This window comes from Psychrobacter sp. JB193, assembly GCF_002285555.1.
GTDB lineage: Bacteria > Pseudomonadota > Gammaproteobacteria > Pseudomonadales > Moraxellaceae > Psychrobacter > Psychrobacter alimentarius.
The window spans coordinates 120,510-132,909 of sequence record NZ_NRGY01000002.1 but is presented as its reverse complement, the minus strand read 5'-3'; the positions used below and the strand labels follow the sequence as shown (position 1 = coordinate 132,909).

Sequence of the window (12,400 nt, the reverse complement as noted above, 5' to 3'; positions counted from 1 at the left end):
AGATAGTTGAATAATAGAAGGATGAATCAATATCTTGGTATAACTTGGATGATTGAAAATAGAGGTATGTCGAGATAATTTAAGACAACTCCTCTGTTTTTCACTTTATTATGTTATACTATAACAATAAAAAATACTATGATAAAACAAAAAATACTATAATAAAACGAGCCATTTTATTTTTAGGAGCATGCAGTATGTCCAACAGTTTATCTATGTGCGAACATTTGCATGATGTACAAGACTTTACGCCGCAGGATGTGACTGAACGTTTGGCGGCAGCCAAAGAGCAATGTACCTCAACTGGCGCACGCTTTACTGCTTTGCGTCAACAAATATATCAGTTGGTATTAGAGGCCAACAAACCTATTGGTGCCTACGATTTAATCACCCAGTTGCAGCAAATGCGATCGTTGGAATCTGATATCTCAGATGAGACGTCAAAAAAACAAGCCCCGAAGAACGTTGCACCGCCGACCGTTTATCGCAGTTTGGAGTTTTTATTAGGTGAAGGCTTGATTCATCAATTGACTTCTATCAATGCTTATGTACCTTGTTGTCATCCAAGAGCGCAACATACGGCAGCATTTTTGATTTGTGAGCAGTGCCAACGTGTACAAGAATGTAGTAGCTTACCCGTACAAGAGATGATGGGTTTTGCTGAACAAGACATTGGTTTTGTTGTCGCACGTAGTGTGATTGAGCTGAGTGGTTTATGTCAGACATGCCAGTCAAGATAAGTCGTATTATTACTGATACTTCTTATTTCTATTCTTTTTTAATTAAGTCGCTGTGACCTTATGAAAACTTCTGCCTTCTCTTCGAATAAACAATCAGTCTCCCCCACTGATACTCACGCTATCGATGATAAAACGCAGCTATTGAGTTTGCAAAATGTGAGTTACTACATTGGGCAACAGCGGTTACTCTCAGATATTAATATCGATATTGCTGTCAATGAAACAGTGAGTCTTGTCGGTCCTAATGGCGCTGGTAAGTCAACATTGGTGAAGCTGATTTTAGGGCTGATTGATCCAACCAAAGGTGGCATTAAAGCACATCAACCCTTGCAGCTTGGCTATGTGCCGCAGCGCTTTACTGTACCGCCCATACTGCCGTTACGAGTAAGCGATTTATTGGGGCAAGCAAACAAAACAAGGTTAACGCCTGAGCAGCGCCAGTTCATCTTTGATAATTTGTCATTGACTCATTTATTATCGCGACAAATGTTACATTTGTCTGGCGGGGAAACACAGCGCGTATTGCTGGCTCGAGCATTACTAGACAAGCCCAATTTACTGGTTTTGGATGAACCTATGCAAGGACTAGATCCTGACACTGAGGTTTGGCTTTATCAGTTCATCGATCAATTACCAGACTTCTTGCGTTGTGCCATGTTGGTAGTATCCCATGACTTACATTGGGTCATGAGAGGCAGTCGCCGAGTGATTTGTCTGAATAAGCATATTTGTTGTGAGGGGCAACCAAGCGAGCTTGCGATTAGCACAGAATTTCAAAAGCTTTTTGGTCATTACTACGAGCAGCCCTATGTACATCAGCCTCACGCTTGTACACATCGCGCACCAAGTGAGCTTGAGCTCTAATTATTACCATCAAACCCACCTAAGCTGAATGCATAATATTTGCCTTCGGCGTTATGCTTTATAAAAATTTTACGGATATATATTATGACTGCTTGGTTAGCCATCATTGCCCCTGCTTGGATCGCTGGCAGTATTTTAGCGCTGTTATCAGCACCCTTAGGCTGTTTGGTATTGTGGCGACGTATGGCATTTTTTGCGGATGCATTGGCACATGGCACCTTACTCGGCGTTGCCTTGGCAGTATGGTGGCAGTTACCAATGGGTATTGGTATTGGCTTGGTCAGTCTTGTGGTGGTATTTGGCTTAGTACTGATTGATGATGAGCGCCTGCCATCTGATGCCGTATTGGCAGTTGTGGCGGTATCTTTACTATGTTTGGGTCTATTAACCTTGACTCAGTTGACCGACCATCAGGCCAATGTGCTGGGATTCTTATTTGGTAATCTGCTTGAGCTAGATTGGGCCGATTTGCCGTTGATTGCTGGCAGCGTAGCCGTTGGATTGGGCTTGCTTATTTATATATGGCCGGCGCAAATCAAACTTGCCACCCATGAAGCGTTAGCCCGTATTCAGGGCATCAATCCAACCCGTCAGCGACTATTTTTTATGGGTGTGCTGGCAGGATTCTGCGCGATTGCCTTACAAGCGGTGGGTAGTTTATTAATCAGTGGCTTGTTGGTCTTGCCAGCACTCACAGCGCGTCTATGGTCAAAATCACCGAAACATATGGTAATCATAGCATTGCTTATTGCTCAGCTTGGTGTCACATTAGGCGTTTGGGGTAGCATTTGGCTCGATATACAGACTGGACTCTCTATCGTATTAATCCTAGCCATTTTATTCTTTGTGGCGCTAATCGTCTCAAAACTGATCGCTAAGAAGTTTTGGTCTGCTCGTCATTAATCGCTATATAGGGCCAAGCATTATTGTTTTGCCCTACTTTCTAATTCAACTTTATTTTATCAATAATGCTAGAGCTTTCATGGGCTTTATGTTATAAATTTTTCTTAGCATTATTGACAACCACGTTAGACTTTCGTTGAAGATGCTCATTGATGCGACGCATAACGGCAGTAAACGATAGAAGGCGCTTACTTATTTATTTTAACAACATTCATTGTTTTGACTCGATAAGGGGCTCATCCAATGCCAACCTATCCGGCTCATAAAATCAGTACAGTAGATAAACAGGTAAACATACTACAGATCACAGATTTGCACTTATCAACGCCTCTGACGTCTATAACGGATGGCGATGATAAAGCAGCTGTTTGTCAAGATTGCTTTGAGACCGTTCTACACCAAGCATTAAGTACAAAAATTCGTTGTGATTTGATTCTTGTGACTGGCGACTTGGTCAATCAAGTTAAGACCACGATTTATGATCATATTTTTGAGACACTACACGCAACTGGTATCCCGTTTGCTTGTATTGCTGGCAACCATGATGTCACCGATGAAGCAGGTTCCGATTTACCGTTTTTACAGCGTCAATTGATTCCTCAGCCAACCGATGCCCGTTTACTGAGTCGACATGTTATTGATACAGATTATTGGCAGTTGTTGTTATTGGATTCGTCTATCACAGGTAAAGTGGCAGGTGAAGTGACGCCTGCGGATATTGTTTGGTTGTGCAAAAGACTAGAGAGCTGCGATAAACCTGCTTTAATTGCTCTACATCACCATGTAATACCAGTAGATTCTGCTTGGATTGATGGTCATATGACAGAAAACGCCGAAGACTTTTGGCAACATATGGCAGCATATGAACATTTAAAGGTCATTATCAGCGGTCATACTCACCAAGATCAGATTCGTCATCGTCAAGGGGTGACGGTCTACAGCACGCCCTCTACTTGTTACCAGTTTAAGCCTTTTGAAAACGATTTTGCTTATGATAAAAGCACTCAGCCTGGTTATCGCTGGTTGCAATTAGCCAACAATGGAAAGGTTGCAAGCTGGGTTGAAAGACTGGATACTTGATGCCCAGATTTATTGACAACCTAATGAGTCTAGGCCTTGTGCGCTATGGTTTTAGCCCATATATTTTGGTTAAATGTGGAAGGCTTCACGAGGTAAAGAGGTTGGTAATATGAAAAATCACTTCATTATTTTTAGAAACAATGATACAACTTATAGAATAAAACGAGGACTACCTGATATTGGATATTGGGCAGAATTATAATAGCTAGGATGGCTTGACCGACCACAAGCTAAGTTTTCACAGTCAACAATTTGTAGCATTGTATAGACGATGCTATTTAAATAAAAAAATATACAACAATATACCTGACTAGCCATGTGTCAATGTCAGCACATCAAGATACCGTACTATTAGATCAGCTGTGTTACTTGTGTCACCAAGTGGTAAAACGTTTAGTAAAGGGACAAATCTTAGCGTTGGTAAATTGATAGCGTCTTGTCTTTTGATACGTCGTTTTATTGAATTAATTTGAGAAAAGTAGGATACCTATATGAGCACCCTGACCACAAACCCGAGTGAAGTGAAATTTACTCCTTATGTGCCTGCCGAAGGCGAAGAGTATATGTCTGATGCGCAGCTAGAGCACTTCAAGGCTATTTTATTAGACTGGAAAAACCAATTGATTGGCGAAGCGGATCGTACTAAGACCTATATCCAAGACGAATCAAGTGCCATGCCAGATATCAATGACCGTGCCACTCAAGAAGAAGAGTTTGCATTGGCTTTACGTACGCGTGACCGTGAACGTAAGCTGATCCGCAAAATCGACAAATCTATGGCAGAGATTGAAAATGACGACTATGGATTTTGTGAGACTTGTGGGGTAGAGATTGGTCTACGCCGTCTTGAAGCTCGTCCGACAGCCACCCAATGTATTGATTGTAAGACACTGTCTGAGATCAAAGAACGTCAAAATCAGGGCGCTTAAAAGACTTTCTCACATAATACGATGCGTTAAGTAAAAACACGAGCGACCATGCTATTGGTCGCTCGTTGCGTTTCATACTATGCAATTTTGACTAGCAATCATAAGTAATTGTCTTTTCTGCGCTAGAGTAAAGACAGCTGATACGCATGATGAACTAAATCTAACTAAAATAGACCTAGTTTATGCATATCTTTTTGCCGCCTTCTTTATTATTCTAGTCATATATCTCTTTTATCACTCATCTTTTATTTTACAAGTCACTCAAATCTTTATGCCAACGTCAATCACACCCCCGCCTATTGGTCGTTTTGCTCCTTCACCAACTGGTGAGTTACATCTGGGCTCATTAACGACCGCCCTTGCCAGCTTTTGCCACATAAAATCATTGGGTGGTCGATGGCTATTACGCATTGAAGATACGGATACCGAGCGCTGCGACCAGCAATTTACTGAGCAAATCCTAATAGACCTAGAAGCGCTTGGGCTGCATTGGGATGGCGATGTTATTTATCAGTCCGAACGCATCGATATTTATAATGATTACTTATTCTCTGCTCTGCGTCCTTTAACTTACGGTTGTGAGTGCTCACGTAAGAATTTGGAGCAGTATTGGGCAAAGGAAGAGCAGGCAAACGCTTTGGATGAAACCCATCAATTACAGCCAAATAGAACGCATTATCCACGCTGCTGTGTCTCTAAAGAGCTAGATAGGCAGAAGCATAAGCTACGCATACAGTTACCAGATTATTGGATTGGCTTTAACGACGGCATTCAAGGCATACAATGGGACAATCCTCAGCAGACATTGGGGGACATGGTGGCTCGTCGCCAAGATGGTATGATTAACTATATATTGGCAGCGAGTATCGACGATGGTTTGCAGCAAATCACTCATATCATGCGAGGCTTGGATATCTTGCCAATGACAACAGCACAAGTCAGTATCATGCATGCCGCTCAGCTGCCAGCCGTCGACCATTGGTATCATTTACCACTGATTTGCAACCCAGATGGGCAAAAACTCTCTAAACAAAACCTTGCTCAGCCCATCGACACACGTGACCCTAGTGGTTTAATTGCTAAAGCGCTCCAGCTATTACAGCAGCCTGTCGTTGACAAAGACACACCCGCCAATATGCTCAAACAGGCGATTGCTCAGTGGGATAATACGCCTCTACAAGGCAAACAACAGCTCAGCGCTATTGAGTAATAAGCACAAAAAAGCGCCACCATTAGCGACACTTTAACAAACTCAAAATTCACTTATTAAGACCATTATTACTATGAATGCTACTATAAGACTGGGATGAATTTTTCGAAGCCTCTGACGTGTCAAACACGCAGCAAGCGAGTAAAATTCATCCCAGTCTTACCTCGTTATTGGCGTAGCGCTTTCAATTTTCATCTAGTAATAACGGCACTGACTCTTTTCAATCTCAGGGCTTTCTTTATAAATTTTTAATAGTAGAGCCACCATCACCAAGCTAATCAGCATAGAAGAACCGCCGTAACTGAAGAATGGCATGGTCAAGCCTTTGGTTGGGAGCGCACCCATATTCATACCAGCGTTAATGATTGTCTGCGCGATGAACACCACACCAATCCCAAACGCGGTATAGCTCATACGCATCTGTCGACGTTTTAGCGCGTTATAACTGATACGCATCGCACTACCGATAATCAGTGCCTCAAGTATCAATACCATAGCGACACCAACAAACCCCAGTTCTTCACCCGTAATGGCCAACAAGAAATCAGTATGCGCCTCTGGTAGATGCGAGAGTTTTTGTATGCTTTCACCATAACCCACCCCGGCAAACTCTCCGCGACCAAAAGCAATCAAACTGCGTGCTAACTGATAATCGGTATCTTGCACATCGTCAAAAGGATCGACAAACGACAGCACACGCACCAATCGATACTGTGCCGTTGTCACCATCAGAACGGCACCACCAATGGCGGCTGCGCCCAATGCTAAAAAATGCTTATAAGGGGCACCAGCGATATAAAAAATCGCAAAGATGGTACCTAAAATCACAACGAAGGAACCAAAATCTGGTTGTGACAACAACAAGATAGTTATCAGCGCAACCACCAACATAATCCGCAAAAAGCCATCCAAGCCATTACGTACTTCAAACGAGCGTCGCACCACAAAGTCCGAGACAAAGACAATCATGACCAATTTGGCCAGCTCTGCCACCTGAAAATTAAAAACGCCCAAATTTAGCCAGCGTTTAGAACCATTAATTGGCGCACTAAACAAGGTGGCTACTAATAATAAGCCAGTGATGCCCAATAACATAAACTGAGTTTCAGTCTTATATAAGGTTCGTAAGGACACGCCATAATAAGGGATAGCCGCAATTATCAGACCGATGGCCATATATAGAAGCTGGTTATCAAAAAAGTATAGCTCTGTCATACCGCGACTGAGCGCAAAAGGAATGGATGCAGAAGCAACCATCAATAAACTTAGCACCATCATACAGCCGACGCTTGAGATTAAGATGGCACGGGCTGACGGTATAGATAGCACACCATCTGTACCTGAGGCTGGTTTTGGCTGAGATGAGGAACGAAACAAGGAAGAGAGCGCCATAATTTTATATACACTAACGAACGAAAAAACACGGCGTCTATTAAACGCCACCGTTTGAAAAATAAGCAGTAAATCGAATCAGATGCCGACAGTACGGCCCAATCCTGATAGAGGAATAATGTCGTACTCAACATCTATTCCCCGTTCAATACAGCCTTAATATGCAACATATCGTTGAGCGAACCATAGAGGCTACTACCCAATAGGCTAATCATGGTTGACAGTAGCAGTAATCTATAGCCAAAACAATCATTTATGCAGAAAATGCAAGCGTCTACTTAATCAGACCACCTGATTGGCCATACTCAACTGATTAACGAGTTGAATGAAGTGTTCACCACGGGCAGCATAACCGCTATATTGATCAAAGCTGGCACAAGCTGGTGACAATAACACAGCCTGCACTTGTGATAAGCTACTTTTAGTCACTTGTGGTACAGTGGCAAAAGCATTCTCCATCGTCTGACACTGATAGAGTGCGACATCCTCGCTTAGCTTAGCTGATCGAAGATGCTGCTCGATCATTTTGGCATCTTCTCCAATCATCAGTACATGACTGACATATTGATTGATAAAAGGCGTCAACTCACCAAATTGTTGACCTTTACCCTGCCCGCCTAAAATCAATAATAGCTTACCATCTTTTGGCGCATAGACTTCGCCGAGTCCTTGAATAGCGGCTATGGTCGAACCAATATTAGTACCTTTCGAATCATTGAAATAATCGATATCAGCAACTTTGGCGACGTACTGACAGCGATGATCAAGTCCTGAAAACTGTTGCAAAGTCTGTAGCATACTATCAAGTGGCAAACCGGCAAGCTCACCTAATGCCAATGCAGCTTGGGCATTGAGCAAATTATGACGACCTTTAATCAACAGTTTGTCTGCCGACAGTAGCCTTTCTGTACCGCGCGCAAGATAAGTTTGACCTTCAGAATCAATGATAAGACCATACTGCCCCTTATCAGGAGCCTGAATACTGGTGCTCACTCTAGGTAGGTTATCGGCAACCAGCGGGCGAGTGAGTGCGTCTTCTCGGTTAATGACCACAGATTTGGCACCTTGAAAGATACGATGTTTTGCTTGATGATAGCCAAGCATATCGCCATGGCGATCCAAATGATCAGGCGACATATTCAGTACCGTGGCCACCTGTGCTCCCAAATTGGTCACCGTTTCTAGCTGAAAGCTGGACAATTCAAGCACGGCCAGTTCCATATCGTCATTGGCAAGTAGGGTCAATGCTGGTACGCCTATGTTACCTCCGACACCAACATTCACCCCAGCATCCGCTGCCATTTGTCCCACCAATGTCGTCACTGTACTTTTGGCGTTAGAGCCTGTTATCGCTACTATTGGTACAGTGCAAGCTTCACAGAATAGCTGAATATCACTGACGACAGGAATGTTCGCTTGCCGTGCAGCCGCCACAGCACCAGTATCAAGAGAGATACCAGGACTAATAATAATACGTGCCGCTTGTTGTAATAGCTCTGCGTCGATGCTACCAAACTGGCGAATGCTAATCTCAGGAGGTAACTGATTGGCTAACTTGGGTGCAGCTTGCGCGTCTGTGACAGCTACCTGATAGCCTTGATTGGCCAAATAGTGCGCGACCGATAGCCCCGACTGTCCCAAACCGACCACGACTTGTAGACCACTGCCTTTATGAAGTAAAACGTCTGCTGCAGTACTGGTGGTCATATCTATTCCTTCTATTAAATGCGCGAAATGGCATCAAACAAACCTAGGGTGGCAATAAGCAAAACGATACTATTCAGATGAGAAGCATCATAACGGTATCGCTTAGATTTCGGTACTGCTTTTTTATGACTTTATGCTATGATGCGCCTGTTTTTATATACAGAAGCTAATGTTATAATAGTCATTCTGATTTATATATGACTGGGTATTAATCCACCCGTTTTAGTTTATCATGTTGTCACCGTTGGCGCGCTATTGTCATCTCTTTAGCCAAAGTCCATGTTGTGATAACGGTATATCAGACTGTCGCTGTCATCTGACAGGTTATTTATCACTCTCTAACGCAGCAACTCACTGCTGACGCTATTCGTTATTATATACGCTATTTTTAATACCTGACTTTACGCATCCTATTTTAAACATGATTTTAGGTAACCTCACAGCATTTATCCTTGTGTTGATGATTGTTGAGCGCATGCGTAATGTGAGTAAACATATTTTGTACTGGTCCTTAATAATTTAATGCCACAACGCGACACAGCTCACGTTGTTGTAAAAATGAACCGCTATGATTATAGCGACGCAATCATTTTATCAGTGAATAATGATTACTCTTTTTGCCTCCAACCTTATACAGTTTACTTATGACATCTTTTATTGATAACTTACGTGATGAGTGGTTTTCCAATGTACGCGGTGATGTTTTATCAGGTTTGGTCGTTGCACTGGCCTTAATTCCTGAAGCCATTGCTTTTTCTATCATCGCAGGGGTTGATCCCAAAGTTGGCCTATACGCTTCGTTTTGTATCGCTGTGGTCATCAGTTTTGTCGGAGGTCGTCCTGCTATGATTTCGGCAGCGACAGGGGCCATGGCGCTGGTGATGGTCGATTTGGTTGCCGAGCATGGCTTACAGTATTTACTGGCAGCGACTCTATTATGCGGTGTCTTTCAGATTGTGATGGGCATTTTAAAGCTTGGTAATTTGATGCGCTTTGTTTCGCGCTCAGTGGTCATTGGCTTTGTCAATGCGCTGGCAATATTGATATTCGCCGCTCAGCTGCCAGAGCTAAACCCGATGACTGAAGGCGTCGGTATGACGGTTTATATCATGACCGCAGTGGGTTTAGCGATTATCTACTTGTTCCCGCTCATTCCTAAGGTTGGGCGTGTCATTCCTTCACCCCTTATCTGTATTGTTGGGTTAACCGCTGTTGCGATGTATATGAATCTTGATATTCGTAATGTTGGCAGTATGGGCGATCTGCCTGACTCACTACCGATGTTTTTGATGCCTGATATTCCATTGAACCTAAACACGCTATTTATCATTGCCCCTTATTCCATCGCGCTTGCCATCGTTGGTTTATTAGAGTCTATGATGACAGCCACGATTGTCGATGAACTGACAGACACACCAAGTGATAAAAACCGTGAATGTCGCGGCCAAGGTATGGCAAACGTCGTTTCTGGTTTTTTCGGTGGTATGGCGGGCTGTGCGATGATTGGTCAGTCCATGATCAATGTCAAATCAGGTGGGCGGACACGGTTGTCTACCTTGATCGCAGGGGCGGTTTTGCTCATCATGGTGGTATTTTTAAGTGAGTGGGTCAGCCAAATCCCAATGGCAGCCCTCGTTGCAGTGATGATTATGGTCTCCATCGGTACGTTTAATTGGCAATCTATTCGCGAGTTTAAAACGCATCCTATGTCATTCAATATTGTGATGTTAGCGACCGTTTTGACTACCGTGTTTACACACAATTTGGCTTATGGCGTCGGCGTGGGTGTGTTGTTCTCCGCCTTGGCATTTGCCAATAAGATTGGTCAGTTTTTAACCATATTTAGTGAGTATGATGAAAGCAGCAACACGCGCTATTATTATGTGCAAGGGCAAGTCTTCTTTGCGTCTACGACACAATTTTTAGGCAGTTTTGATACCAAAGAAGCATTGGACAACGTTCAGATCGACGTCAGCCAAGCACATTTTTGGGATATCAGTGCCGTCGATACGTTGGATAAGCTGGTTATGCGCTTGCAACGTGAAGGCACAGATGTCAAAGTGGTGGGACTCAATCATGCAAGTCGAACCTTGATTGATCGCTTTTCTGTCCATGATCTTCGCGAGATTGGTTTGCTCGATTAATCAACGCTACATTTATTGATCGAACAGACCTCAGATGTCGATCATCAATAAACGGTTGAATAAACAGCTGTATTGGTATAAAAACTGGGTATCAATCTGACTGCCCTTAGTTGAAGCAAGCAGCTGCATCTTATTACTGCAATGATAGAGTGGTCTTATGAGTAATTTAAAACCCGATAGTGTGATCGCCTGCTTGGACTGCCCAGATCATGTACAAGCCGTATTAGAGGCAAGTATGTGGGCTTCTACTCGTATGCAAGCACCTGTGGGATTGCTACATTCTGTACCTAGCTTGCAACAAAAAGCCGCTGTCAATTATTCAGGCTGCCTGAATATCGATGATGAAAACACTTTGCTCGAGCAGTTCACAACCACAGAGCATTTGGGTAATTGTGAACTAAAATCGCAAGGCAAACTGCTGCTACATCAAGCCACCACCTACTGCGAACAGCAGCGCCATAAACTTAAGACTTATACCTTACATCGCCACGAAAACTTGAGTGAGAGTATCGATTATGTCGATGATGAAGCACAATTGATTGTGATCGGTCATCATGTGACCTGCAGATCAACATTGGGCCAACTGATTAGAGTCAGTCATTGCCCCATTTTGGTGACTCATGCACCATTTTTGCCCCCTACTACGGCCTTATTCGCCTTCGATAATAGTCCAACTTCTCACAAACTCCTTAATTGGCTGTGCAAGACGTCCCTTGTTCGTGCTTTGACGGTTCACATTGTCATGGTAGGCAAAGAGAACTCTGAGAATTGTGATGCGCTACGTGAAGCCTATGCGCGTCTCAGGCAGGCGGGTATCAAATCTAAAAAAGCCCTATTAGACTGCCGTGATGTGACTGCGGCTTTGAATTACTATCAAACTCAAAACAATATCGGGCTTTTGATGACAGGTGCTTTTGGCCAATCTCGTCTGCGTGGCCTACTAAAAGGCAGCGATACCAAAAAACTGCTACACAGTACTAAAACACCTTACCTTCTTTTACCGAAAGATTACGCGTAGTCTTAGACCCAAGTCTCCTCTATCTAAGCGCAGAGTATGAGTAACATCAGGCTCTGCTGCTTGTCTTTGTTGCGCTCATCTCTTCATTCTCTCTTTATCAAATTCTAATAATGCCTTATTAAATCAAGTTAGCAAAACATCACATGAAATAAGGGGATAGCCTCCCCAAGCACTTAAAAAGTTGGTTATAATAAAGTTTTCGTTGGTTCACGCCAAAGGTCGATAGACATTAGTTATGCTGGCTACAATGGCTTTTACCGTTGTAGCAGAGTCAGTATCTTTTGCCACAACTGTCATCATTCTTAGAAAATATATCCGATTTACCTCCCCCCTTGAGTAAATTGGCACAGTTCTTGAATGACTAATAGTAAGCAAGGCAGCGATACGATATATCCTAATGTCTCTATCAACCT

General features: G+C 43.2%; 10 protein-coding genes. 8 read left to right on the top strand and 2 right to left on the bottom strand.

The genetic code is table 11. The features are described 5' to 3' along the window. Window positions 1-197 precede the first annotated feature (197 nt). From CIK80_RS08315 to gluQRS, 6 genes are all read left to right on the top strand, one after another. Entirely contained in the window at window positions 198-740 is a 543-nt protein-coding gene (locus tag CIK80_RS08315) for a transcriptional repressor (protein WP_095569654.1), read from the top strand. A 60-nt stretch (window positions 741-800) separates the two neighbouring features. Continuing rightward, window positions 801-1,604 (top strand): metal ABC transporter ATP-binding protein, encoded by an 804-nt coding sequence (locus CIK80_RS08310; protein WP_095569653.1) that lies wholly within the window; start codon window positions 801-803, stop codon window positions 1,602-1,604. Window positions 1,605-1,688: 84 nt separating this feature from the next. Next, a complete protein-coding gene (locus tag CIK80_RS08305; RefSeq protein WP_062845644.1) occupies window positions 1,689-2,507 on the top strand; it encodes a metal ABC transporter permease in 819 nt (272 codons plus the stop codon). 243 nt (window positions 2,508-2,750) lie between these two features. Next, window positions 2,751-3,587, top strand: coding sequence for a metallophosphoesterase (locus CIK80_RS08300; RefSeq protein ID WP_095569652.1), 837 nt, complete (start codon window positions 2,751-2,753; stop codon window positions 3,585-3,587). Between the two features lie 491 nt (window positions 3,588-4,078). After that, window positions 4,079-4,516 (top strand): RNA polymerase-binding protein DksA, encoded by a 438-nt coding sequence (gene dksA / locus CIK80_RS08295; RefSeq protein WP_062845646.1) that lies wholly within the window; start codon window positions 4,079-4,081, stop codon window positions 4,514-4,516. 271 nt (window positions 4,517-4,787) lie between these two features. Next, window positions 4,788-5,726 carry a tRNA glutamyl-Q(34) synthetase GluQRS gene (gluQRS, locus tag CIK80_RS08290; protein WP_179288357.1) on the top strand — a complete coding sequence of 313 codons (939 nt, stop codon included), beginning with the start codon at window positions 4,788-4,790 and terminating at the stop codon, window positions 5,724-5,726. Between the two features lie 195 nt (window positions 5,727-5,921). Here gluQRS and ftsW read toward each other — a convergent pair whose 3' ends face one another. Both ftsW and murD read right to left on the bottom strand, forming a co-directional pair. Then, the gene (gene ftsW / locus CIK80_RS08285; protein ID WP_167541803.1) at window positions 5,922-7,118 is read right to left on the bottom strand and encodes a putative lipid II flippase FtsW; all 1,197 of its coding nucleotides are present in this window, start codon (window positions 7,116-7,118) and stop codon (window positions 5,922-5,924) included. Window positions 7,119-7,400: 282 nt separating this feature from the next. After that, window positions 7,401-8,825, bottom strand: a complete 1,425-nt coding sequence (gene murD, locus CIK80_RS08280) for a UDP-N-acetylmuramoyl-L-alanine--D-glutamate ligase (RefSeq protein ID WP_095569651.1) — start codon at window positions 8,823-8,825, stop codon at window positions 7,401-7,403. 644 nt (window positions 8,826-9,469) lie between these two features. Here murD and CIK80_RS08275 point away from each other — a divergent pair. Then, window positions 9,470-10,969 carry a SulP family inorganic anion transporter gene (locus tag CIK80_RS08275; protein ID WP_095569650.1) on the top strand — a complete coding sequence of 500 codons (1,500 nt, stop codon included), beginning with the start codon at window positions 9,470-9,472 and terminating at the stop codon, window positions 10,967-10,969. Between the two features lie 157 nt (window positions 10,970-11,126). Then, a complete protein-coding gene (locus CIK80_RS08270) occupies window positions 11,127-11,987 on the top strand; it encodes a universal stress protein (RefSeq protein WP_095569649.1) in 861 nt (286 codons plus the stop codon). The last annotated feature ends 413 nt before the right edge of the window (window positions 11,988-12,400 follow it).